This window comes from Streptomyces sp. NPDC093149, assembly GCF_044754145.1.
Lineage (GTDB): Bacteria > Actinomycetota > Actinomycetes > Streptomycetales > Streptomycetaceae > Streptomyces.
Window position 1 is genome coordinate 159,388 of the sequence record NZ_JBIVON010000001.1, and the last position, 23,684, is coordinate 183,071.

Annotated in this window: 24 protein-coding genes and 1 riboswitch; of the genes, 13 read left to right on the top strand and 11 right to left on the bottom strand. The window is 70.3% G+C overall.

Annotated elements, in window-relative coordinates:
• Positions 1–124 precede the first annotated feature (124 nt).
• Entirely contained in the window at positions 125–718 is a 594-nt protein-coding gene (locus ACIQCZ_RS00835) for a L,D-transpeptidase (protein ID WP_351075244.1), read from the top strand.
• Between the two features lie 145 nt (positions 719–863).
• Here the strand turns inward: ACIQCZ_RS00835 and ACIQCZ_RS00840 are convergent, their stop codons facing one another.
• Both ACIQCZ_RS00840 and ACIQCZ_RS00845 read right to left on the bottom strand, forming a co-directional pair.
• Entirely contained in the window at positions 864–2,318 is a 1,455-nt protein-coding gene (locus ACIQCZ_RS00840) for a trehalose-6-phosphate synthase (RefSeq protein WP_402278430.1), read from the bottom strand.
• A 54-nt stretch (positions 2,319–2,372) separates the two neighbouring features.
• Positions 2,373–3,323, bottom strand: a complete 951-nt coding sequence (locus tag ACIQCZ_RS00845; protein ID WP_376222686.1) for a glucosyl-3-phosphoglycerate synthase — start codon at positions 3,321–3,323, stop codon at positions 2,373–2,375.
• Between the two features lie 153 nt (positions 3,324–3,476).
• A riboswitch (SAM riboswitch) is annotated at positions 3,477–3,603 on the top strand.
• A gap of 17 nt (positions 3,604–3,620) precedes the next feature.
• On the opposite strand from ACIQCZ_RS00845, the gene thrC reads away from it, so the two are divergent.
• The 4 genes from thrC to groL all read left to right on the top strand — a co-directional run bounded on the left by thrC (position 3,621) and on the right by groL (position 7,870).
• Entirely contained in the window at positions 3,621–4,922 is a 1,302-nt protein-coding gene (gene thrC, locus ACIQCZ_RS00850) for a threonine synthase (RefSeq protein ID WP_402278432.1), read from the top strand.
• A 29-nt stretch (positions 4,923–4,951) separates the two neighbouring features.
• Positions 4,952–5,230 (top strand): MoaD/ThiS family protein, encoded by a 279-nt coding sequence (locus ACIQCZ_RS00855; RefSeq protein WP_266730791.1) that lies wholly within the window; start codon positions 4,952–4,954, stop codon positions 5,228–5,230.
• Between the two features lie 422 nt (positions 5,231–5,652).
• Positions 5,653–5,859 (top strand): cold-shock protein, encoded by a 207-nt coding sequence (locus ACIQCZ_RS00860; RefSeq protein WP_003967346.1) that lies wholly within the window; start codon positions 5,653–5,655, stop codon positions 5,857–5,859.
• A 388-nt stretch (positions 5,860–6,247) separates the two neighbouring features.
• Complete coding sequence (groL, locus tag ACIQCZ_RS00865) at positions 6,248–7,870, top strand: chaperonin GroEL (protein WP_402278435.1); 1,623 nt, start codon at positions 6,248–6,250, stop codon at positions 7,868–7,870.
• 323 nt (positions 7,871–8,193) lie between these two features.
• Here groL and ACIQCZ_RS00870 read toward each other — a convergent pair whose 3' ends face one another.
• Both ACIQCZ_RS00870 and ACIQCZ_RS00875 read right to left on the bottom strand, forming a co-directional pair.
• Positions 8,194–9,435, bottom strand: a complete 1,242-nt coding sequence (locus ACIQCZ_RS00870) for a hypothetical protein (protein ID WP_402278437.1) — start codon at positions 9,433–9,435, stop codon at positions 8,194–8,196.
• A 77-nt stretch (positions 9,436–9,512) separates the two neighbouring features.
• The gene (locus ACIQCZ_RS00875) at positions 9,513–10,403 is read right to left on the bottom strand and encodes a hypothetical protein (protein ID WP_402278439.1); all 891 of its coding nucleotides are present in this window, start codon (positions 10,401–10,403) and stop codon (positions 9,513–9,515) included.
• A 650-nt stretch (positions 10,404–11,053) separates the two neighbouring features.
• Between ACIQCZ_RS00875 and ACIQCZ_RS00880 the strand changes: the two genes are divergently transcribed.
• Entirely contained in the window at positions 11,054–11,518 is a 465-nt protein-coding gene (locus ACIQCZ_RS00880) for an RICIN domain-containing protein (RefSeq protein WP_402278441.1), read from the top strand.
• Between the two features lie 196 nt (positions 11,519–11,714).
• On the opposite strand, the gene ACIQCZ_RS00885 is transcribed toward ACIQCZ_RS00880, so the two are convergent.
• Positions 11,715–11,933, bottom strand: a complete 219-nt coding sequence (locus tag ACIQCZ_RS00885) for a ferredoxin (RefSeq protein ID WP_402278443.1) — start codon at positions 11,931–11,933, stop codon at positions 11,715–11,717.
• Between the two features lie 5 nt (positions 11,934–11,938).
• Entirely contained in the window at positions 11,939–13,129 is a 1,191-nt protein-coding gene (locus tag ACIQCZ_RS00890) for a cytochrome P450 (protein ID WP_402278445.1), read from the bottom strand.
• A gap of 111 nt (positions 13,130–13,240) precedes the next feature.
• Between ACIQCZ_RS00890 and ACIQCZ_RS00895 the strand changes: the two genes are divergently transcribed.
• Positions 13,241–13,825 carry a TetR/AcrR family transcriptional regulator gene (locus tag ACIQCZ_RS00895; protein ID WP_402278447.1) on the top strand — a complete coding sequence of 195 codons (585 nt, stop codon included), beginning with the start codon at positions 13,241–13,243 and terminating at the stop codon, positions 13,823–13,825.
• Positions 13,826–13,896: 71 nt separating this feature from the next.
• Here ACIQCZ_RS00895 and ACIQCZ_RS00900 read toward each other — a convergent pair whose 3' ends face one another.
• Positions 13,897–15,516: an adenosine deaminase gene (locus tag ACIQCZ_RS00900; protein WP_402278449.1), complete on the bottom strand. Its 1,620-nt coding sequence runs from the start codon at positions 15,514–15,516 to the stop codon at positions 13,897–13,899.
• A gap of 238 nt (positions 15,517–15,754) precedes the next feature.
• Here ACIQCZ_RS00900 and ACIQCZ_RS00905 point away from each other — a divergent pair, with 238 nt between their 5' ends.
• From ACIQCZ_RS00905 to ACIQCZ_RS00920, 4 genes are all read left to right on the top strand, one after another.
• The gene (locus ACIQCZ_RS00905) at positions 15,755–17,107 is read left to right on the top strand and encodes an erythromycin esterase family protein (protein ID WP_402278451.1); all 1,353 of its coding nucleotides are present in this window, start codon (positions 15,755–15,757) and stop codon (positions 17,105–17,107) included.
• 396 nt (positions 17,108–17,503) lie between these two features.
• The gene (locus ACIQCZ_RS00910) at positions 17,504–17,752 is read left to right on the top strand and encodes a hypothetical protein (RefSeq protein WP_402278453.1); all 249 of its coding nucleotides are present in this window, start codon (positions 17,504–17,506) and stop codon (positions 17,750–17,752) included.
• Positions 17,742–17,975, top strand: coding sequence for a hypothetical protein (locus ACIQCZ_RS00915; protein WP_402278455.1), 234 nt, complete (start codon positions 17,742–17,744; stop codon positions 17,973–17,975). Before ACIQCZ_RS00910 ends, ACIQCZ_RS00915 begins: the two co-directional genes overlap by 11 nt.
• 240 nt (positions 17,976–18,215) lie before the next feature.
• The gene (locus ACIQCZ_RS00920) at positions 18,216–19,004 is read left to right on the top strand and encodes a hypothetical protein (protein ID WP_402280153.1); all 789 of its coding nucleotides are present in this window, start codon (positions 18,216–18,218) and stop codon (positions 19,002–19,004) included.
• On the opposite strand, the gene ACIQCZ_RS00925 is transcribed toward ACIQCZ_RS00920, so the two are convergent.
• The 3 genes from ACIQCZ_RS00925 to ACIQCZ_RS00935 form a co-directional block, all read right to left on the bottom strand.
• A complete protein-coding gene (locus ACIQCZ_RS00925) occupies positions 18,985–20,466 on the bottom strand; it encodes an ATP-binding protein (RefSeq protein WP_402278457.1) in 1,482 nt (493 codons plus the stop codon). The genes ACIQCZ_RS00920 and ACIQCZ_RS00925 overlap by 20 nt on opposite strands.
• Positions 20,463–20,648 carry a hypothetical protein gene (locus ACIQCZ_RS00930; protein WP_402278459.1) on the bottom strand — a complete coding sequence of 62 codons (186 nt, stop codon included), beginning with the start codon at positions 20,646–20,648 and terminating at the stop codon, positions 20,463–20,465. Before ACIQCZ_RS00930 ends, ACIQCZ_RS00925 begins: the two co-directional genes overlap by 4 nt.
• A gap of 124 nt (positions 20,649–20,772) precedes the next feature.
• Positions 20,773–21,351, bottom strand: a complete 579-nt coding sequence (locus tag ACIQCZ_RS00935) for a helix-turn-helix domain-containing protein (RefSeq protein ID WP_402278461.1) — start codon at positions 21,349–21,351, stop codon at positions 20,773–20,775.
• 132 nt (positions 21,352–21,483) lie between these two features.
• Here ACIQCZ_RS00935 and ACIQCZ_RS00940 point away from each other — a divergent pair, with 132 nt between their 5' ends.
• Positions 21,484–22,161: a class I SAM-dependent methyltransferase gene (locus ACIQCZ_RS00940; RefSeq protein WP_402278463.1), complete on the top strand. Its 678-nt coding sequence runs from the start codon at positions 21,484–21,486 to the stop codon at positions 22,159–22,161.
• Between the two features lie 39 nt (positions 22,162–22,200).
• Entirely contained in the window at positions 22,201–22,710 is a 510-nt protein-coding gene (locus ACIQCZ_RS00945) for a DinB family protein (protein ID WP_402278465.1), read from the top strand.
• 49 nt (positions 22,711–22,759) lie between these two features.
• Here the strand turns inward: ACIQCZ_RS00945 and ACIQCZ_RS00950 are convergent, their stop codons facing one another.
• On the bottom strand, positions 22,760–23,458 hold the full coding sequence (locus ACIQCZ_RS00950; protein WP_402278467.1) for a response regulator transcription factor: 699 nt from the start codon (positions 23,456–23,458) through the stop codon (positions 22,760–22,762).
• Between the last annotated feature and the right edge of the window lie 226 nt (positions 23,459–23,684).

The window sequence follows — 23,684 nt, forward strand, 5'->3', positions numbered from 1 at the left end:
GCCGGCCGTTCCGGCACCGCGACGCCTGAGCAACGCCTCATCCGCACGAAGCCTTCTCCACCGAGGTCGAGCTGACGCGGTGGATGAACGCTTCCACGACCAATGGCCCACACGGAGGGATCCAGTGAACCTGAATACACGCGTCGTACCGTTCGCCCTCGCCACTGTCCTCGCCGCAGGACTGAGCGCGACGCTGACGCCGTCGGCGCAGGCGCGGGAGGAGACCGGCGCATCGGCCGCTGTCACCGACACCTACTACCTGCGTTTCAACAAGGGGACGGTCACCGACTCCCGTCTGGAACTGGTGAAGCGGGTGCCCGGACGCGACAAGGTGATCAAGCGGTGGAAGGCCGGCTCCGGGCAGGTCACGAACGAGTGCACGGTCGGCAGGGGGTGGCTGCCCGACGCCGACGCCCGGCACCCGTACGCAGTCCAATGGCACCGCAAGAACTTCGACGGCATCATCAACGGCTTCGTGATCAAGCTGTCGGACAAGGTCTGCAAGAACGGACGCACCAAGCGCACCGAGCTGTTCATACACAGCGAGATGAAGCCGAACGGGCAGCAGGGAACGATCGAGTCCGAGAAGTGGACCGACCGTAACCCCAACGATTACTTCTCCAACGGCTGCATCAAGCTGAATCCGCGGGACATCAAGGACCTGTTCTCGCGGCTGGACCGTACGGGCTGGCCCAAGAAGCTCTACGTCGTTCCCTGACCGACGCAGGAAGTGTCCCGGCCGTGCACGGGGGTGGGCCGGGACACTCGCATCGAGCCGCGTCGGATCAGCGCGAGACCCGACGGCGGCCCCGCCGTGTCCTCGAACGCCGGACGGGTTCGTCGAACGCCGGACGGGTTCGTTCTCAAGCATCCCGCCGCAGCGCGTCCAGCTGGTCCAGGAACCACTGCTGCGGCGGCAGCGCCACCGCCGCCGCGGCCAGCCGCTCCGTGCGCGCGGCCCGTTCGTCGTCCGCCATCGTCAGCGCCTCGTGCAGCGCGGCGGCCGTCGCGGACACGTCGTACGGGTTCACCACGACCGCGTCGCTGCCCAGCTCCTCGTACGCCCCCGCCTCCCGCGACAGCACCAGCGCGCAGCCGTGGTCGGAGACGACCGGGACCTCCTTGGCGACCAGGTTCATGCCGTCGCGGATCGGGTTGACGAGCGCCACGTCGGCCAGCCGGTAGGCGGCGAGCGAGCGGGCGAAGTCGTCCTTGACGTGGAGCACGACCGGGGTCCACCCCGCGGTGCCGTACACGGCGTTGATCTCGTCGGCGACCCGCTGCACCTCGGCCGTGTACTCGCGGTACACCGCCAGGTCCTGCCGCGAGGGGTAGGCGAAGGCGACATGGACGACGCGCTCGCGCCATTCGGGCCGCTCTTCGAGGAGCGCGCGGTAGGCGAACAGGCCGCGCACGATGTTCTTGGACAGTTCCGTTCGGTCCACTCGTACGATCGTCCTCCGCCCGGGGCCGACCTGCTCCCGCAGCGCGGCCATCCGCTCGTCCACATCGGCCTCGTGCGCGCGCCGGCGCAGGAACTCCGCGTCCGCGCCCAGCCCGTGCACCCCGACCCTGGTCCGGCCGGTGCCGCCCAGGATCTCCGTGCAGCAGCCGATGAACGCGTCCGCCCAGCGCCGGGTCAGGAAGGCCGCCCGGTCCGCGCCCAGGATGCCGTGCAGCAGCTGCTCGGCGATGTCGTCGGGGAGCAGACGGAAGTAGTCGACGGGCGCCCACGGGGTGTGCGAGAAGTGGCCGATCCGCAGGTCGGGGCGGAGCTCACGGAGCATGCCGGGCACCAGCGCCAGGTGGTAGTCCTGCACCAGCACGGCCGCGCCCGGGCCCGCCCCCTCGGCGAGCGCCACGGCGAAGGCCCGGTTGTAGGTCTCGAACGATGCCCACTGACGCCGGAACTCCGCGTCGAAGACCGGTTCCAGCGGGGTCTGGTACAGCATGTGATGGACGAACCAGAGCACCGAGTTCGCGATGCCGTTGTACGCGTCCGCGTGCACGGCGGCGTCGATGTCGAGCATGCGGACGCCCTGCTCACCGACCCCGCGCCGGACCGCCTCCCGGTCCCCGTCGCTGAGTGCGGCGCACACCCACAGCTTGTCCTTCACGGCGCTCAGCCCGGATACGAGCCCGCCGCCGCCCCGCTTCGCGTCGAGCGATCCGTCCGTGGCCAGGGTGTACGACACCGGGCCGCGGTTGGACGCGACGAGAACCTGCTCACAGGGCTCGGCGGGCGGCCGGTCCGAAGGCTCGGCAGGGAGCCGGGCGGCGGGCCGGGCGGCGGACTGGGCTTCGTGCTCGGAGACCATGTTGCGGAATCTAGCCCGATCACGAACCACCCAAACGTGCGAAGTCAGGCGACGTCAGGCCGCGCGGCGCGAAACGTACTCCTCGATCTCGCGCATCGGCGGGCGCTCCTCGGTGTCCACCGGATGGGTGCGCGGTACGAAGCCGTCCTCGCCGCGCTCGAACTGGGTGAGCGAAGGCCGCACCAAGTGGCCGCGGGACAGCCGGAGCTGGGCGGTCCGGTAGATCGCCGCCGCCATCCGGCCGAGCGCCTGCCCGTCCTGGTGGCGGTGCTTGCGGACCCCCACGTCCACCTGGGCCAGCGCGTCCAGGCCCACGGTGTGCAGCGCGTCGACCAGGAGGCCCAGTTCCACCCCGTAACCGACGGGGAAGGGCAGCTGTTCGAGGAGCGAGCGGCGCGCCGCGTACTCGCCGCCCAGCGGCTGGACGAAGCCGGCCAGCTGCGGCCAGTGCAGATTGAGCAGCGGACGCGCCACCAGCTCGGTGACCCGTCCGCCCTGCCCCGCCGTGTCACCGAGCGGGCGGTCGTACATCGCCTTGACGAACCGCACGTCCGGGTCGGTCAGCAGCGGGCCGACGATGCCGGAGACGAAGTCGGCCGAGAATTCCTTCAGATCGGCGTCGACGAAGCAGACGATGTCACCGCCGGTCACCAGGAGCGACCGCCACAGCACTTCGCCCTTGCCGGGCACGGCCGGTATCCGCGGGAGTATGTCGTCGCGGTGCACCACCCGCGCACCGGCCTCCCGGGCCACCTTCGCCGTGGCGTCCGTGGAACCGGAATCGATCACCACGAGCTCGTCGACCAGCCGGACCTTCTCCATCAGCTCGCGCCGGATCGCCGTGACTATCTCGCCGACCGTCGCCTCCTCGTTCAGCGCGGGCAGCACGACGCTCACGCTCCCGCGACGCGGGTCCCGGGCCTTGGCGGCGAGGAGCCGGTCCAGCGGGCGGTCGGCGGCCGACCAGGAGCGCCTGGCCAGCCAGCTTTCGACCTCTTCCAGCACGGTCGATACTCCCTGTATGTGATCCATCTCGCGGTTCGGACGACTATCTCAACTGTCCGGTGCTTCGGTTACAGTCTTGAACAACGCGGACGGCCGTCGCATGTCGGGGTCGGTCCGCCAATAAATGCCTGGATCGGAGATCCAGTGCCACAGCGCTCATCCAGAGGGACTGAGGGAACGGCCCGTTGAAGTCCCGGCAACCCTCCTGCCGACCGCGAGGTCAGGTGGGGAAGGTGCCAATTCCGTCTCGTGGCGAAACGCGCCGCGAGGAAGATGAGGAGAAAGGGCCTCGCCTCCATGGCTGCGCAGACCGTTGCAGTAAGCACCAATTCTTCCACCGACGCCGTCGACCTCGGCCCCGCCGCGGCGCTTTCCTGCCGCGAGTGCGGCGAGCGTTTCGAACTCGGCCCCATTTTCGCCTGCGCGTCCTGTTTCGGGCCGCTCGAAGTGGCGTACGACCTGCCGAGCGGCTCTCCCGACGAGCTGAAGAAGCGCATCGAGGCCGGGCCCGACAACATCTGGCGCTACGCGCCGCTGCTGCCGGTCCCCGCCGATGTCGCGGACAAGCCCAACATCAACCCCGGCTTCACCAAGCTGGTCAAGGCCGACAACCTCGCCCGCGAGCTGGGCGTCACCGGTGGCCTGTACGTCAAGGACGACTCCGGCAACCCGACGCACTCCTTCAAGGACCGCGTCGTCGCCATCGCCGTCGAGGCCGCCCGCGCCTTCGGTTTCACCACCCTCTCCTGCTCCTCCACCGGGAACCTCGCCGGTGCGGTGGGTGCCGCCGCCGCCCGCGCCGGCTTCCGCTCCTGCGTCTTCATCCCGCACGACCTGGAGCAGGGCAAGGTCGTCATGGCCGCGGTGTACGGCGGCGAGCTGGTCGGCATCGAGGGCAACTACGACGACGTCAACCGCTTCTGCTCGGAGCTCATCGGCGACCCGCTCGGCGAGGGCTGGGGCTTCGTCAACGTCAACCTGCGCCCGTACTACGGCGAGGGCTCCAAGACCCTGGCGTACGAGATCTGCGAGCAGCTCGGCTGGCGGCTGCCCGACCAGATCGTCATCCCGATCGCGTCCGGATCGCAGCTCACGAAGATCGACAAGGGGCTGCAGGAGCTGATCAGGCTCGGACTCGTCGAGGACAAGCCGTACAAGATCTTCGGCGCCCAGGCCGAGGGCTGCTCCCCGGTCTCCACCGCCTTCAAGGCCGGTCACGACGTCGTGCGGCCCCAGAAGCCGAACACCATCGCCAAGTCCCTGGCGATCGGCAACCCGGCCGACGGCCCGTACGTCCTGGACATCGCGCGGCGCACCGGCGGCGCGGTCGAGGACGTCGACGACGAGCAGGTCGTCGACGCGATCAAGCTGCTGGCACGCACCGAGGGCATCTTCGCGGAGACGGCCGGCGGGGTGACGGTCGGCGTGACGAAGAAGCTGATCGAAGCCGGTCTGCTCGACCCGACGCTGACCACCGTCGTCCTCAACACCGGCGACGGCCTCAAGACCCTGGACGCGGTGGCCGCCACCTCGCAGGCGACCGCGACGATCCGGCCGAGCCTGGACGCGTTCCGCGCCGCCGGCCTCGCCACCAGCTGACCACCCGAGACCGAAGGAAGGCACCCGCCATGAGCGTCAAGGTCCGCATCCCTACCATCCTCCGCACCTACACGGGCGGCCAGGCCGAGGTCCCGGCCGAGGGCTCGACCCTCTCCCAGGTCATCGAGTCCCTGGAGCGGAACCACCCGGGCATCGCCGCCCGCGTCCTGGACGACCAGGGCAAGCTGCGCCGCTTCGTGAACGTGTACGTCAACGACGACGACGTGCGCTTCGAGGGCGGTCTGGAGACGGCGACGCCGGACGGCGCCGGAATCTCGATCATCCCGGCCGTCGCGGGCGGCTGCTGATCCTGCGCCCGACTGCACAGCGTTATGGGAATTGCCCCCTCTGCGAGAGAAGCGGAGGGGGCAATTCTGCATGGTTGAGCGCGGTACAGTGTGGGAAGTCCCCCCAGCCGCCCGTGCCGCCCGCATATGAGAATGCGCCTGGTCGCGACAAGATGCAGCCAAAGTGTCGGATCTCCTTGCGTCATAAGTCACGTTTGCCCGGCCCGACTTGCCCGGGAATCCCATGAATTCCGCATATTCGGGTGTTCGGTGCTGCCCAGAATTCTCGTCCGATTGACCTGTTGCAGAGGGCAGTTGGGCAGATACATTCAGCCGCGGTCGACGCGTTCCGGCGCACGCACCCTCTCCTGTCGGAGGGTGAGTTCTGACCCGGGCCCGCGAAGTGCGGTCCTGCGCAAGGGCCAGTAATAGGGGAGTTAGGCATGGCTCAGGGCACCGTCAAGTGGTTCAACGCGGAGAAGGGGTACGGCTTCATCGCGGTCGACGGTGGTGCGGATGTTTTCGTCCACTACAGCGCGATCCAGATGGACGGGTACCGCACCCTTGAAGAGGGTCAGCGAGTTGAGTTCGAGATCTCGCAGGGCCAGAAGGGGCCGCAGGCGGACATGGTCAAGCTCGCCGTCGGCTGAGCTCGACGCGGTCGGCCAACGGACACCACTCACGCGCGGAGGGCCCGTACCCCAGGGGTACGGGCCCTCCGCGCGTCCGCGTCCAGGCCCTCCGCGCGTCCGTGTCCAAGGCCTCCGCGCGTCCGCGTTCCGGCCCGCCGTGCCTTCGCGTCCGGGCCCGCCGTGCGGAGTCGTCCTTGTCCACATCCGGAGGGGGACGCTTGCACTCTCGGGGGTCGAGTGCTAATCATTGGCGTTAGCACTCTCCAGGTGAGAGTGACAGAACTTGGACCGGGCCGGTGAGGCCCGCACGTCCGGTGGGGCAAGGAACCACCGGTCACGCAGGCCGTCCGTCGCGGGCGCCACTCGGTCCGGAGCAATCCACCCCTGTCCGGGAGGACCACTTCACATGGCCAAGATCATCGCGTTCGACGAGGAGGCCCGGCGCGGTCTCGAGCGCGGCATGAACCAGCTCGCCGACGCCGTCAAGGTCACCCTTGGCCCCAAGGGTCGCAACGTCGTCCTCGAGAAGAAGTGGGGCGCCCCCACGATCACCAACGATGGTGTTTCCATCGCCAAGGAGATCGAGCTGGAGGACCCGTACGAGAAGATCGGTGCGGAGCTGGTCAAGGAGGTCGCCAAGAAGACGGACGACGTCGCCGGCGACGGTACGACCACCGCCACCGTTCTCGCCCAGGCTCTCGTCCGCGAGGGCCTGCGCAACGTTGCCGCGGGTGCCAACCCGATGGCCCTCAAGCGGGGTATCGAGAAGGCCGTCGAGGCCGTCTCCGCCGCCCTCCTGGAGCAGGCCAAGGACGTGGAGACCAAGGAGCAGATCGCTTCGACCGCCTCCATCTCCGCCGCCGACACCCAGATCGGCGAGCTCATCGCCGAGGCCATGGACAAGGTCGGCAAGGAAGGCGTCATCACCGTCGAGGAGTCCCAGACCTTCGGTCTGGAGCTGGAGCTCACCGAGGGTATGCGCTTTGACAAGGGCTACATCTCGGCGTACTTCGCCACCGACATGGAGCGCATGGAGTCGTCCCTCGACGACCCGTACATCCTGATCGTGAACTCCAAGGTCAGCAACGTGAAGGACCTCCTTCCGCTGCTGGAGAAGGTCATGCAGTCCGGCAAGCCGCTGCTGATCATCGCCGAGGACGTCGAGGGCGAGGCCCTGTCGACCCTGGTCGTCAACAAGATCCGTGGCACCTTCAAGTCCGTCGCCGTCAAGGCCCCGGGCTTCGGTGACCGCCGCAAGGCCATGCTCGGCGACATCGCCATCCTCACCGGTGGCACCGTCATCTCCGAGGAGGTCGGCCTCAAGCTGGAGAACGCCGGTCTCGACCTGCTCGGCCGTGCCCGCAAGGTCGTCATCACCAAGGACGAGACCACGATCGTCGACGGTGCCGGTGACAGCGACCAGGTCCAGGGTCGCGTCAACCAGATCCGCGCCGAGATCGAGAACTCCGACTCGGACTACGACCGCGAGAAGCTCCAGGAGCGCCTCGCGAAGCTGGCCGGCGGCGTGGCCGTCATCAAGGCCGGTGCCGCGACCGAGGTCGAGCTCAAGGAGCGCAAGCACCGCATCGAGGACGCGGTGCGCAACGCCAAGGCCGCCGTCGAGGAGGGCATCGTCGCCGGTGGTGGCGTGGCTCTGCTCCAGGCCTCGGCCGTCTTCGAGAAGCTGGAGCTCTCGGGTGACGAGGCGACCGGCGCCAACGCCATCAAGCTGGCGCTGGAGGCCCCGCTGAAGCAGATCGCCGTCAACGGTGGTCTTGAGGGCGGCGTCGTCGTCGAGAAGGTGCGCAACCTGGCCGTCGGCCACGGTCTGAACGCCGCGACCGGCGAGTACGTCGACATGATCGCCGAGGGCATTCTCGACCCGGCGAAGGTCACGCGCTCCGCCCTGCAGAACGCCGCGTCCATCGCCGCGCTGTTCCTCACCACCGAGGCCGTCATCGCCGACAAGCCGGAGAAGGCTGCCGCGGCCGCTCCGGGCGGCATGCCGGGCGGTGACATGGACTTCTGATCCTGACGGATCGGTAGTTCCGGCACAGCTTTGCCGTATCGGCCCCTGGGACCAGCTGGTCCCAGGGGCCGATGTCGTTTCCGGGGCGGGTACGGTGCGTGCGCGCCCTGAGACACCGCCTGCGGGACGGCCCTCGGCGTGCGAAGACCATTTCCGGAAAACGTGCCGAGGGCCCGCCCGTCAAACGGTCGTCGTGTCCGCGCAGCCACCGGTCGAAGAACGACGCCACGTACGCCCGGTTCGCCGCCGCGGCGCGGTGCGGCGGCGGCGAACCGGGCGCTCCCGGGAGCCCGCCCTCCGGCACCGCGCCGCGACGCCCCGTCCTACGGGAGCCGGTCGAGGAGCCAGGTGCAGAGTTCCTCCGTCACGAGGGTGTGCCCCTCGTTCCGGGACGCGAGCTCGTACTCGTCCAGCCCGCTCTCCTCCTGCGGGAGTTCGGAGATGTTCGTGTACAGCTCCTCGTCCGTGTCCAGGTCGCGGACGTCGACCGCGCTGACGGCGGGGACGAAGCAGTGCGAGCGGATGCGCACGTCGGTCTTGAACCCGAGGACGGGGTTGAGGGCGTTGAAGGCGTCCGCGAGGATGCCGAAGCCTTCCAGCGAACCACCGGGGGCGCCGTCGATCGACGGGAGCCCGGACGTGCGCACCTCGTTGGTCTTCGGCGTCACCACCCGCAGCTTCGCGACGGGTTCGTCGTCGCCCGGGGCCTGGGTGTAGAGCGTGGTGCCCGCGACCGAAAGCCCCTTGCCCTCCAGGGCCAGTTCGCCGGCCCGCACATCGGTGCCGGTGCCGACGGCCACGCCGTTGGCGACACCGATCCGCCGCGGCCGTTGCGGCCATTCGCCGACGGCCGCCATCTCCGCGAGGAACGCGGCGCGTTCGTCGCTCCGGTCCGGTGTCCCGTCCCACTTCGCGATGTGCCGCCACAGCAGCTCGCGCGCGGCCGGGCTGTTGATCTGGTCGGAGAACCGGCTGTCGAGATCCTTGATGTAGTGCGCGAATGCCTGGAGCGCGAGGGGAATCCAGGCGCCGCGGTGCGGGCTGTCGTACGAGAAGTAGAGAGCGGTCTGGTGGTCCAGGCGCATCTGCTCCATCTTGGCCAGGGCGTGCCGGGTGACCAGCCCGCCCATGCTGAATCCGCCGACGGCCAGCGGTGCGTCGCCCGTCCGCTCCGCGATGGCGTGCTGGATCGCGGCCTGCGCGGTCCTGGAGTTGTCCAGAATCGACGCACTGCGCTCATGGAAGCCGAGAAGGATCACGTCGTGTCCACGACGACGCAGCTCGCTGATGAGCGCGTAGTCGCCGAACTCCATGATCTCCCAGCAGAAGTCCAGGCTGCTCGGACCGGTGTTGAATCCGTCGGCGAAGATCACGGGCCGTACGAGGCCCCGGTTCCCCTCGCCGTAGTAGACCCAGGCGGTACCGCCCGGCAGGTCCCACACGGTGTTGGGGGGCAGGGGCAGGGCGCCGTGCTTCTCGGCGTCCAGGCGGGGGCCGGGGGCCAGGGCGATGGCGGGCCTGCGGTGAAGCTCCGAGACGATCTGCTCGTGGGTCGGTTCGGACATGGTTCGTTCCCCTTTGAGGTCGTTACGACACGTGTCAAGACGAACACGCACAGTAGCGATCTCGAAGGGGAAGTGGATCAAACCACTCCCAGGTGGGAGCCGGTTTCGGACATGTCGCGATCACGGCGGCGGGGGCGGGGCGGGCGGCCGATCCGCTCGGAGCGCGGCTTCATCGCTGCTCGGACATCGTTCATGCGGCTGTGTACGCCAGTGGGCGGGATGGTTCCGGCCGGGCCGGTGGGAGTGTCGACGGGGGTGCCCCGGCAGGGTCCGCACCGGCCGCCGATCAGGGCCTCCGAACTGCCGGGCGCGCGGCACTCGCCGCACTCCAGGGTGCGCAATACCGTCCGGTGGTGCGTCGGAGCGGCCCGTTCGGGTGGCATCTTGTCGGTCAGTCGCCTGCGGACGAGAGCCGCGGCATGGTGGACGGGGGCGGGAAGGCCGTCGGTGAGGGCGTGGAGCAGTTCCGCTTCCGTGGCGCCGCGCTCGAACCAGACGGTGACCTGCGGCTCCAGTGCCGCACAGTCCGCCGCGGAGAGGGTGAGGGCAGGGGTGGTGCGGCCCAGCGCGGCCAGCAGTACGAACGCGCGGGAACGGGTGGGGTGTTGCTGCCGCCGTTGCTCGGGCGGTGCGTCGCCCCGGCTGAACGCCGCCCACCAGTCGTCGTCCCGCGCGGTGCGGGAGAAGAATGTGCGGGTCACCCAGAGCAGGACCTCGTCATGGGTGACGCACTCGCTGCCGCGCCGCAGATGACCGGCGTCCTGGAGCCGGTTGAGGGCGGTCCGCAGCGCGCACTGGCCGTACGGGAGGACCTTGGCCAGCGTCTTCACGGAGATGTCGGCGCCCCCGGGAAGCCGGCCGATGTACGCCGCGATGGATGCCTCGCGGGGTGGCAGATGCGCGAAATCGCGTTCGGTGCGCGGGAGTTGTGCCGGGGTGGAGCGCTTGCCGTAGCCCGGATTGGCCATCGGATGCGGGGGCGGGGGCGCGGGCGGGGATACGTGCGGGGCACATGGGGCGGTACTAAGACCGGCCGGCACATGGGGGGTGGGAGAAGGAGCGGGGCTGGGTGCGTGCGGCTGCAAGGCGGAGGAGGGAGGCAACGCGGAGCGTTGTCGACTGACGACAACGCGGCAGATGTGCGTGCCCGGCCCCGCGACGCCGCCTCCCATGTGCCGGCCGGTCTAAGCTGGCCGGCAGCCATGGGATCGCTCCTGACGATCGAAGTGGTCAGGCCCTTGCTCGGTGTTCCAGCACCGGCAGGGGCCGTTCGCTATTCGGAACGCTAGAGCTTTGCCGCCGTCCGTGGCAAGCCGGTCACGAGAAGTCAACTCGCCGGGTGGGGAGGGTGGGTGGGAAGTGGCCCACCTCCCCTTCCTCGGAAAGAGCGCTCGGACTTCGCGGCTTGAGCTCCGGAGGGAAATCTCTGGTCGCCGGGGGCGTGAGAGAGGTTTGCGTGCGCCGTGCGTGATGCGCGCGCGCCGCTGCCGTTGGGGTGGAAACCCGGGCCGGGGGTCTGCCGGGTGCGCGAACGGCCGCACATCTTTGTGATCTTGGGGGCCTTGGGCCGCCGCCGACGTGGCCCGGCTTTCCGTATCTCTCTCGTACGAGGAGTCCCGTGCGTATTCGTTCGATTCTCTCCCTCGCCGCGGCCGCCGTCGCGGTGGCGGCGCTGGCCACCCCCGCCCAGGCCGCCGACGACGGCTCCTACCTGATCCGTGATGTGAGCAGCGACCTGTGTCTCGCGGGCGGCGAAGGTCCGCTGGGCGGCCACGTCGAGCCCTGCAACCCTGGCACCGTGTGGGAGATCCGCAACCAGGGCAACGGCCTGGCCCAGATCCGTGAGCCGCGCGGGGAGAACCGCTGCCTGGCGCTCTCGCCGATCCGGATCTACCCGCCGGCCGTGTGGGTGGACCACTGCGGCAAGCAGCCCGACCAGTGGTCGATCCAGGGCCCGGACCAGGAGGGCCCGGTCGCCATCGCCCTCGACCGGGGCGAGTTCGGCTTTTTGGCCACGCAGGGTCGGCGCGCGGTCATCAGCTACGAGGGCGGGCCGCAGTGGATCCTGGAGCGGGTCGGTTAGGGTCCTTCACCCGGGTCGCACCGGGTCGCGCCGGGTCGCGCCGGGTCGCACCGGGTCGCGCCGGATCGGTGAGCGAGGTGCGTGCGCCCGGCCCGATCCGAAGGACCGGCCCCGGGACCGGGCCGTTCGACTGATCACGCAGCCGCCCCGTGCCGGGTCGTTCCTCCCGGCACGGGGCGGTTTCTCCGTGGGGGGCTCAGTCGCGGCGGGGGCCGATGACGGTGTTCCCGTCGTGCACGGTGATCGCCTGGGCCGGGCAGATGTCGGCCGCGTCCAGGACCCGCTCGTCCGGCTCGATGCCGTCCGTCCGCGCCCGCGCGTGCTCGCCGTCCAGCGCGAACACCTCGGGGACGGTCCCGGCACACATGCCCGACGCCTGACAGAGCTGTGGATCGACGCGTACGTTCCAGGCCATGGCGGTCACCACCCGACCGGCATGACGCGCGGGCCGCGCACCAGCATCTCGGACTTCCAGGTCACATCGCCCGCCAACCGGAGCCCGGGGAAACGGGTGATGAGCGCGATCAGCGCCTCCTGGAGTTCCAGCCGGGCCAGCGGGGCACCCAGGCAGTGATGGACCCCGTGGCCGAAGCCGAGGTGCTGATTGCCCTCACGGGTGATGTCGAGCACGCCCGGGGCGGTGAACCGCAGCGCGTCACGGTTGGCCGCACCGGTGGCGACCAGGACCGGGCTGCCCGCCCGGACGAGGGTGCCGCCGACCTCGATGTCCTCGGTGGCGTAGCGGGGCTGACCGGCACCGCTGCCCAGCGGCACGAAGCGCAGCAGTTCCTCCACCGCGTTCGGGACGAGTTCGGGCTCGGCCCTGAGCCTGGCCAACTGGCCGGGGTGGTCCAGCAGGGTCAGGACGAAGTTGGGGATCTGGGACGCGGTGGTCTCGTGGCCCGCCACCAGGATGCCGACGCACAGATCGACGAGTTCGAGTTCGGAGAGCCGGTCGCCGCCGTCACGGGCCTCGATGAGTGCCGTCATCAGGTCGTCCTGCGGGGACCGGCGGTGCTGGGCGATCAACTCGGCCATGTAGGCGCGCAGTTCCTCGCGGCTGGCGTCGAACTCCGCCGCCGTGAGGGACGTGGTCGACAGCGCCGCGTCGCTCCATACGCGAAAGAGCGGACGGTCCTCGGTGGGCACGCCCAGCATCCGGCAGATCACCGCGACCGGCAGCGGCAGCGCGTAGAGGTCGACCAGGTCCGCGGGCGGTCCGGCCGCCTCCAGGTCGTCGAGGAGGCTCGCGGTCAGCTCCTTGACCTGGGGGCGGAGCTTCTCGATCTGGCGGACCGTGAAGGCCTTGGCGACCAGGGAACGCAGCCGGGTGTGGTCGGGCGGATCCATGCTGAGGATGCCGCTGTCGCGCCGCCCCTCGGACTGCCGGGGCTCGTCGTGCGCGATGCCCTCGGCGCGGCTGAAGCGCTGGTCGCCCAGGACGAGCCGGGCATCGGCGTAGCGGGTGACGAGCCAGGCCGGTTCGCCGTACTCCATCTGGACCCGTAACAGGCCCGGCTGGTCGCGTACGCGCTCGTACTCGTCCGCGAGCCGGAGCCCCTCGGCGGTGTTGAAGGGATAGGCAAGGGGTGCGTTCTCTGCTTTCGTCACTGCGGTCTCCTATATGTAAGCATCTGCTTACAACGGTAGGAGTGGCTCCGCCGACGGTCAACGACGCTTTACGGCCGTTATCCTGACGGGCCCTCCGAGAGGAAATCGTTCATGGAGTCCGCCCCCGCACCGCCGTCCGGAGACCGCCGCCGGGACGCCGCGGCCACACGCCGCCGGCTGCTGGAAGCGGCCCGCGACCTGTTCGCGGAACGGGGTTACGAAGGGACGACCGTCCGGAGCATCGCGGAACGGGCCGGTGCCAATCAGGCCCTGCTGTTCCGGTATTTCGGGTCCAAGCAGGGACTGCTCACACAGGTGATCGCACAGGGCGGACTGGAGCAGTTGCGAAAGACGCCGCCCGAGGAACTCTTCGAGACCGCCCTGCGCTCGATGCTGACCCGCAGCGCGGACGGGACGGGGGACCGCTCCCTGGAGGTCTATCTGCGTTCCATAGGGCGGGGCGACGAGGCGGCCGGAACCCTGCGGGAGCTGGGCGAGGAATACCAGGGCGCGCTGGCCGGGCTCTCCGGCACCGGGGACGGTGCCCTGCGTGCGGATCTCGCGATGGCCTGGCTGCTCGGGATCGGCCTGATGCGGACGGTCGTGCACCGCGAGCCCCTGGCCGGCGCCGAACCGGACGACGTCTGCCGACTCGTACTCGGCACACTCGCCCACCTCTGGTCGGCGCCGGAGTAGCGGACGCGCTCCGATCCGCAGGCCGGGCCCGGGGATCGGGTCGCCGGGCCCGGCGGTGCGTGCGGGTGCGGTCAGCGGTGACGGCGCTCGAAGGCGGCGAAGGCCGTCTCCTGACGCCACTGCGTCGCAGCCTTCGGGTTGTCGGCGAGGTAGCGGGCACAGCGCACGCTCGGACGGTCGGCGCCGAGCCGGTCGCCACGGCAGGCGGAAACCGGCTGGTAGGCGGAGGGGGCGGAGTCGGCGGCCCACAGGCTCCGGCCGCGACGGAACGCGTACTCCAGCGAGGCGCGGGCCAGGTCCTTCAGCTCGGTGTAGCGCAGACCGTACGTCTTGGCGGCGTACTGGTACTCATGGCTGATGTCGATCCGCGAGACCCCCGGGTCGTCGGTGGACAGGACCACCGGGACGCCGTAGCGGCGGTACGCGTTGAACGGGTGGTCGGCGCCCGCGATGCCGAGGATCTGCTTGTTGCTGGAGAACGGCACCTCGACCGCCACCTTGCGCCGCGCCATCGTCCGGGCCAGCTGCCGCCAGTCGTTCTCGTGGACCAGGTCCACGCCGTGTCCGATGCGCTCGGCCCCGGCGACGAGTACGGCCTCGCGGATGTGGAACGTCAGGTCCTCGGGCTTGACCAGACCGGGGGCCAGCTCGCCGGCGTGCAGGGTGAGGTGGGCACCCGGGTACTGGCCGTGCAGGTACTTCAGCATCCGCATCTGGAGGCTGTAGTTGGCCAGCGAGCTGTCCCAGTCCTCGGGCTGTACGAGGTTGACCGCGACGAACCTCGGGTCCCGTTCCGCCAGCCGCATCCCTACCGCGATCTGTGTGAACACCCGGGCCGGGGTACTGCCCCGGGACACCTGGGAGATCCACCTGACGGGAAGCCGGCAGCCCGGGTCCGGTCGGCGGGTGTCGCAGTGCGCGGCCTCCCGGAACTGGGTGTTGGCGTCATCGGCCTCCTGGACCGCCTCGTCCACGACCCGGTCGAGCTGCCCGCCGGCCAGGAGCTTGCGATGGAAGGCGGCGAAATCGGGGTCGTAACCCACGGTGTCGGCAAGCTTCTTGGCGCTGTCCGACGCCGGGGTGACCATGGTCTCCAGATAGAACTGGTTCTGCTCCACCACGCTGTCGGCCACGTCGGCGAGCAGCTTGCCGCGATCCCAGGTCGCCATGCCGAACTTGTTGAAGGTGTCGAAGAAGTGGTCGTGCCCGGACCGGTCGGCCGGGAAGTCCTGCATGGACCAGGCCCGGACGATCTGCCGACGGAAGTCGGCATCGGTCCGCGCGTCGGCGGCGGGCCTCTTGCCCGGTCCGCACGGCGGCGCGACAGCCGTCATCGTCGCGTCGATGCAGAGCCCCTTCTCGCCCGCGAGCTTGATCAGGAACTCGGTCCTCGCCGCACCCGACAGGTGGTTGTGGAGATCGCCCCCCTTGGGCAGCTCCTTGAAGAAGGCCTTCAGCCTCGCGGGCTTGTTACGCAATGAGTCGAGGTACGCGGCGGTCCTGCGCTCGGCCGGGGTCACCGCGCGGGGCGACGCGTACGCGGCGGGCCGGGCCGAGGGGTCCTTGACAGGCGCGGAAGCGGGCGCGGCCGTGGCCGGGATCGCCGGGAGCAGCGTGAGTACGGCGAGTGCGCCGAGCCCGGCCGGGAGCAGGGACTTGGGACGGTGGACCGTCCGGTTCGATGAGATCACCGCCGAATGATGGCGCCCGGACAGTCCGTTTCTCACCCAAACCGCGTCTATGACCGGAAAGCTCCACCCGATCGAGTGGGCGAGCCGGCGCTGCGCTCCGACCCTTCAGGGGGCTGTCCCCCGGAAGATCCGGGAGCTGTCTCCCGGGAGGAGCCGGTGGCTTCTCCCAGCGCGCGGCAGTGGAATCGCAGGCAATGATCCTTCTCAAGTGGTCATACATCGGTTGAGAGGTAGCGGCATGGCTGTACACCGGAAACGGATCTGCCGACGGGCATTGTTGGCGACGGCGGCGGTCGCGGCGGGAGCGGTCCTCACCCCTGTGACGGTCCAGGCGGCCACGGCCGACACGGCCGGCCGGGGGCAGAACCCGGTCAGCGCACTGGAGCAGGCGGCCCACCCGCTGCGCTCGACCGAGCCCGGGGGGAACACGGCCGACCTGCGAGCCCTTGGCTCGATGATCGGCGACGCCAAGGTGGTCGGCCTCGGCGAGGCCACCCACGGCTCCCACGAGTTCTTCACCATGAAGGAGCGGGTCTTCCGTCACCTCGTCGAGAAGAAGGGTTTCACCACCTTCGCCCTGGAGTTGAGCTGGTCCGCCGGGCTCCGGATCGACGACTACCTCCAGACCGGCAAGGGCGACGCCCGCCAGATCGCCAAGGAGACGCTCACCAACTCGCCCTGGGAGCGTGAGGAGTTCGTCAGCCTCATCGAGTGGATGCGGGACTACAACCGCCACCACCCCGCCCGCACCGTCCACTTCATGGGCGACGACATCGGCGCCCCCGCACTGAGCGACGAATTCTTCGGCCGGGTGACCGGCTACGTGCAGAAGAACCACCCGGAGGCGCTGCCGCGGCTCGACGAGCTCTACACCGGACTGCGCCCGATCGACGACGTCTTCGCCTACCTGGGCAAGCCGCTCGCGGAACGGCAGCAGCTCGCCGTCAAGGCACAGCAGGCCCTGGAACTGGTCAGCGGCCTGAAGGGTTCCGGTGGTGAAGCGTTCGACTGGGCCGAGCAGAACGCCCGGTCCGTCGCCCAGACCGCCAAGTTCCTCACCCTGAACCCCGACGACCCGGAGTCGAACGCCGCCTCCCAGCGCTTCCGCGACGAGGTGATGGCACAGAACGTCTCCTGGTGGCAGCAGCACACCGGCCAGAAGGTGCTGCTGTCCGCGCACAACGACCATGTCGCCTACGTCGCCAGCGATCCCGAGACGTACTCCAAGACGCAGGGGTCGTTCCTGCGCGACGCGATGGGCAAGAACTACCTCCCCATCGGCTTCACCTTCAACCAGGGCTCTTTCCTCTCGAAGGACGCCGCGCTGGGCGGCGAGTGGAAGAAATTCACCGTTCCGGCCGCCGAGCCCGACCGGAACGAGGCCACCCTCGACCAGGTCCGCTACCGGGACTTCTACCTCGACGTCCGCACCGCCCCTGCGGCCGCGCGCGACTGGCTGAACACCGCCCGGCCCACGCTCAACGTCGGCACGCTGTTCCCCGTGGAGCCGCGCGACACCGTGCTCGCCAAGGCCTACGACGTCCTCATCCACCTCCACGAGGTCAGGGAGGCCGACAAGCTGAAGCCGTGACGGCCTGGTTCCGGCCCCGGCGCGAGCCGTCCGACACCACCTGACTGCATCCGGCGCGTACCGGACCCCAGTTGTCCGACGCGCCGAGGAGGAGGGGGCGGGCTTCTTGGGGCCTGGCATGACAACTCCCTGTGACGCACGTGCGGTTGTCGGTTCTGTGCCTCTTCCAGGCCAAGGGGCTGTCCCGTAACCCCTGGCGGGCGCGCGAGGACTATGGCACCTCGCCGCGTTGTCGGAACGTCCGCATACATCCGGTATGCGGATGCCCCTCCGTCTTGCGGTGCACCGCATCCGGCGCCGCGCGCTGATCCATCAGGGGTTACGGGACAGCCCTCAGTGACGTGTTGGCCACGCTGGGTATGCATTGTCATTACTCAGCGTGGAAAGGGATGGATCATGACGACGATGGAACGGCGCAGGGCGACAGAGGGAAGAGTGCGGGCCGCGGAGGACGCGGTGGCGCGGTTGAAGGAGGGTCTCTCCGGGGTCGGGATCACGCTGCCCTCGCTGCGGCTCGACCCGGTGTCGTGCGCGGGGAACGACCCCGCGTCGCCGCTGGTCGACCTCGGTCGGTGCAACCTCGACACGGCGCTGCGGCTGAGTGCGGCGCTTCAGACGCAGAGGCAGGCCGGTCATGACGGGTGAGGGAGTCGAGCCGTCCGGGCTCGAGCCCGGGTCGTTCGCGGTGGACACGCGGGACGGGCGGGTGGGGCGTGTCATGGGGCGCGTCGGGTCGTACGTGCAGCTGCGCCCGCCGGGCGGCGGCCCCGAGTGGGACTGCCCGTCGGGGGCGGTGCGCCCCGCCCCGCTCGGGGATGTGCTGAGGGCCCGGGTCAGGGAGATCAACAGGGAGGGGCGGCTGCCGTGACGGCGTCGGGGACACCGGCGCCGACGTGACGGTGAGCACGGGGAAGGGCGCAACCCCGCCCTGCGGGCGGGGTCGCGCCGGGCACGCAGTCAGGAAATGTTCAGGAAAGCCCTGCCAGCGTGCCGTTCCATGACGACCGAAACGAACAGCGCCGCCGGGGCGGCCGACACCGACCGCATCGCCGGCGCCCGTGGCGCGGGCGGCAGGCGCGCGCCGGGCGCGCGCTCCCGTGCGCGACAGATGCTGAACAAGGTCCCGGAAGTGACCGTCTACTTCTGGGTGATCAAGGTGCTGTGCACCACCGTCGGGGAGACCGCGGCCGATCTGCTCAACGACAACCTGGGCATGGGGCTGACCAACACCTCGTACCTGATGGGCGCGCTGCTGGTGGTCACCCTGTTCTTCCAGTTCCGGGCGCGCTCATATGTGCCGAGCCTGTACTGGCTGTCCGTGGTCCTGATCAGCGTGGTCGGCACGCTGATCAGCGACAACCTCACCGACAACCTCGGCGTTCCGCTCCAGACCACCACCGTGGTGTTCGCGGTGGCGCTCGCCGTCACGTTCTTCGCCTGGTACGCGAGTGAGCGGACGCTGTCCATCCACACCATCCGTACGACGCGCCGCGAGGCGTTCTACTGGCTGGCGATCCTGTTCACCTTCGCGCTGGGCACGTCCGCGGGCGACCTCACGGCGGAGAAGCTGAACCTGGGGTACTGGCTCTCCGCGGTCGTGTTCGCCGCGCTGATCGCGGCCGTCGCGCTCGCGCACCGCACGCTGGACTTCAACGCGGTGTGGTCGTTCTGGATCGCGTACGTCCTGACCAGGCCGCTCGGTGCCTCGCTGGGCGACTATCTGTCGCAGCCCACCGCGGACGGCGGGCTGGGGCTGGGCACGGTCGGCACCAGCATCCTGTTCCTCGCGGTCATCCTCGGCCTGGTCGTCTTCCTGACCCGGACCCGGCGCGATGTGGCGAGGGACGGTGCCGTCGAGACGGCCGGCGCACGGGAAGTCAGCCCGCGGGAAGGGTGACGACGAAACGTGCGCCGGGGGCCGCGGCGTCCAGTGCGATGTCGCCGCCCGCGGCCCTGGCCAGTCGGCGGGCCAGGGCCAGACCGAGACCCGCGCCGTCGTGTCCGTCCTCCGGGCGGGCGCGACGGCCGGGTTCGAAGAGCGAGGCGACGAAGTCCGGCGGGACGCCGGGGCCGTCGTCGCCGACGTGGACCGTGACCTCGCCCGCGCCCACCGCGCAGGTGAGGGTGATCGTGCGGGCGGCGTAGCGGCGGGCGTTGTCCAGGAGCGGCGTCAGGATGCGCTCGGCGACGTCCTGCGAGACGCCGATGCTCACGTCCGGTGCGGTGCCGGGTGCGGTGCCGGTCGCCGTGCCGGGTCTGCGGCCGGGTTCGCCGCCGGGTGTTGCGTCGTTCGCCGCCGCGACGGTCACCGGTGGGGCGTCGGGGAACAGGGCCGCGTTGCGTGCCGCCAGGCGGTGCGCGATGTCCGCGAAGCGGGAGCGGCCGGGAGTCTGCGCGTTGCGGGTGCGGACCTCCGAAAGCAGCGAGTCGCAGATCTGCTGCATGGTGGTGGCGGCGCCCGCGATGGCCTCCAGGGAGGTTTCCCGTTCCTGGGCCGAGCGCGGGCGTCCGGTCAGCCACTCGGTCTCGGCGGTGATCCGGGCGAGCGGGGTGCGCAGTTCGTGCGAGAGCTCGGCGGCCTGCTGCTGCTCGTGCCGCAGGACGGCGGCCAGCCGGTCCAGCAGTGCGTCCAGGCTGGTGGCGAACGCGGCGAGTTCGGCGGGCCGGCCCTCGGCGCCGAACCGTTCGGGGGCGCCCGCGGCGCTCCACCGGGTGGCCTGTTCGCTCATCGCGGCGACGGGGCGCAGGGCCCGTCGTACGACGAGGCGGGTCAGCAGATAGATGGTGGCCAGCAGCAGCACGGCCAGCGCGATGGAGCCGACCAGTGCGGTGTCCGCCGTGCTGCGGTACGGGTCGAGGCTGACCGAGCTGACGACGGTGCCGGCCTGCGTGGGCGGGTGTCCCTGCCGGGCGGGGGTGTCCACGGGGAACGCGTACAGCCGCCACGCCCCACCGCTTGTGACGTCCGTGAACGTCTCGCGGCCTCCGGCGAGCCGGGCCGCCCGATCCTGCAGGCCGGCGGGCGCGGTGGGGGGCTTCTCGACCACGGTGTCGCCCTGGAAGATCCAGACCCCGACGTCCAGGGCCCGGTCCTCGGTGGGTTCGCGGACGACGAGCCGCCCGTCGGGTCGTACGTCGACCGTCGCCGCCACTGCTTCGGCGCGGGTGCGCAGGACGTCGTCGGCCTCTCCGTGGAGCCGGTTGTCGAGGGCGAGGTTGAAGACGGTGGTCAGGACGCCGATCCACAGGGCGCAGGTGGCGAGGGCCATCAGGGCGAGGCGACCGCGGAGGGTCCGGGGGGTGAGAAGGCGCTTCACCGGCCTGTCGGGGCCCTTGGCCGTGCCCGTCGACACCGTCACGCCTCGCCCTCCCGTCCTCTCGTCGGATGCTGTCGTCCGGTGTCGTTCCGATCGCGTGGTGAGCGGTCGGGGGTCTCGCCGCCGGGTCCGGCCGCCCACTCGATGATCGCGGCGGCTCCCGCGCGCCATGGTTCGCTGAAGTAAATGTAACTGCCCTGAGCCGAGCATTTCGTGTTGCTCATGACAAGTCCGTGGGGGAGTGCGATCCACGGCGCGACGGGGAGCCGACGGACGGCAGGGAGACCGCGCCGGTGGAGGGGGCGTCGCCACCATGGGTCGGACTCGGTCGGCGGAGGGCCGGAACGATCAGTGCCCGAACGGTGCCAGATGTGCGCGCTCCCCCTGCGCGCCGAAGAGGGCGAGCAGTTCCGTGGGCCGGCTGTCGGCGCTGCCGATCCAGTGCGGTACGCGGGTGTCGAACTCCGCAGCCTCGCCGACGCCGAGCAGGAACTCCTGCTCGCCGAGCACGAACCTGGCCTGTCCGTCGAGGACGTAGAACCACTCGTATCCCTCGTGGGTCTGCAGGTTCATCGTGGGTGCCCGGCCGGCAGGCGGATGGATCACCTTGTAGGCCTGGATACCGCCGGCCCGCCTGGTCAGTGGCACCATCACCAGCCCGGACCGCCGCACCGGCCGCAGGTGGATGCGCGGGTCGCCGGTGGGCGGCGCCGCGACGAGATCGTCGAGCGGGACGCCGTGCGCCCGAGCCAGGGGCAGCAGCTGCTCCAGCGTGGGGCGCAGCTTGCCGTTCTCCAGGCGGGACAGGGTGCTCGCCGTGAGGCCGGTTTCGTCTGCCAGCGCCGCCAGCGTGGCGCTCCGTGCCCGGCGCAGGGCACGCAGACGCGGCCCGACTCCGGCCAGAACGTCTTCTGCGGGATTGTCCATGCCCCGATGATGCGGATCCGCAATTTTTCTTGCAAGGGTGAAACGGCGGTGCCGATGCTGTCGGTACATCACCGGCGTCGGAGGTGCGTATCGATCACGCCCGGCACGCCGGCCGACGAAGGGGCACCTCAGATGGATTCCACCCGACGCACACCCACCGCAGACGCCACGAGCGACCGGGGCGCGACGGACGAGGACGCCGAGCTGTTCTGGGAGCGGCACTACCGCACCCGGCGCGCCTGGGACGCACGCGTCAACCCGCTGCTCGCCGAGACCGCCGCACCGCTGCGCCCCGGCGCCGCCCTCGATCTCGGCTGCGGCGCCGGCGGTGACGCGATCTGGCTCGCCCGGCGGGGCTGGCACGTCACGGCCGTGGACATCTCCACCACCGCCGTGGAACAGGTGCGGGAACGCGCCCAGGATCTCGGCGTCGCGGACCGGGTCGCCACCGAGCAGCACGATCTGGCCGGAAGCTTCCCGGACGGCCGGTTCGATCTCGTCTCCGCCCAGTACTTCCACACCCCGTTCGCGTTGCCGCGCGGCCGAGTCCTGCGCACCGCCGCACGGGCTCTGCGGCCCGGCGGTCTCCTGCTGATCGTCGACCACGGCTCCACCGCGCCCTGGTCGTGGAACCAGGATCCCGACATCCACCACCCCGCACCCACCGAGATCGCCGCCGAACTCGATCTCGACCCCGCGCACTGGTCCGTCCTGCGCGCCGACATGCCCCGCCGCCGCGCCACCGGGCCCGCCGGCGAGACCGCCACCGTCGTCGACAACGTCCTGCTTGTCCAACTGGCCGCCGGATGACCGCCCGACCCGCACGTCACGTCGGAAGGGAGTGACTCGATGCCGGAAAACAGTGTGCGACGATCCCGGACCCGGGCGAAGGACATGGGACCGCCGTCGACCGGCGCCGACGAGAAGGCCACCTTGCGGGGCTTCCTCGACCATCTGCGGAACGCGGTCGCGGACAAGGTCGCAGGCGTGCCGGAACCGCAGGTCCGAACGGACGGAGTGCCCTCGGGCACCAACCTTCTTGGGCTGCTCAGGCATCTGGCGTCCGTCGAACGGTTCTACTTCCTCGGCGAGGATGCCGGAGACTGGAGTGCGACCTTCCGGCCGTCCGCGGAGCACACCGTCGACGGTGTGCTCGCCGACTACCGGGACACCGTCGAGCGAGCGAACCAGGTCATCGACGCCTGCCCGGATCTGGCTCTTCCCGCCCCGTGCGCGCCGCGCAGGGAGGCGGCGCCATCGATGCGATGGGTCCTGGTGCACATGATCGAAGAGACCGGCCGGCACGCCGGGCACGCCGACATCCTCCGCGAGCAGATCGACGGATCCACCGGCCGCTGACACCGGCTACCGGTATGCGGCGCACCGGGCCGCGTCGACGGCGTGCCCTTCATCGCTCCTGGGACGGAGGCGGAGCCCCGAAGCGGTAACCCACACCTCGCACCGTGTCGATGGTCTGCGGGCTGTCCGCCTCGCGGAGCTTGCGGCGCAGGCGGGTCAGGTACTGGTCCAGGGTGTTGTCGCTGACCTGGGCTCCCTCGGGCCAGCCGGCCCGCAGCAGGGCCCGGCGGCGCACCACGCTCCCGGGGCCGGACATCAGGCACGCCAGCAGACGGAACTCGGTCGGAGTCAGGGCCACGGGCCGGCCGTGGACCGTCAGCTCGTGCTTGACCGGGTTCAGCCGCATCGCGCCCGCGCCGTCGGCGAGGGCGTTGTCGTGGTGGCCGACGCGATGCAGGACCGCGCGGACGCGGGCCGCGAGTTCGCTGAGGTGGAACGGCTTGACCAGGTAGTCGTCGCCCCCGGAGGCGAAACCGGAGAGCCGGTCGGTGAGATCGCCGCGCGCGGTCAGGAAGATCACCGGGACGGTGATCCCCGCACCACGCATGGCCTGGCAGACATCGCGACCGTCGGAATCCGGCAACCCCACATCGAGCACGACCGCGTGCACCGACTCGTCGACGGTCTTGAGGGCGGTCGCGCCGTCGACGGCGGTCACCACGTCGAAGTCCTCGTCGCGCAGGCCACGGGCCAGGACATCGCGCAGGCCGTGGTCGTCCTCGACGACGAGAATGCGTGCAGCGGTCACCCGGCCAGTATGGCGCGGGCCGGATCGGTTCGGCGGGGTCGCGGGCCGGAAGGGAGCCGCCCAGGCTGTGACTCCGCTCTTCCGGCATGCCCGGCTGGCCCGAGCTGTGGCGCCCGGACCTCTCGTACGGGCTTCGAGGTCCGGAGGCAGAAGCAGGATCCGGGTGGGAAGGGGCCCGGCCACCCACCTCGGCGCGCCTGAGGACAGGGGGCGGGCGGACGGCGGA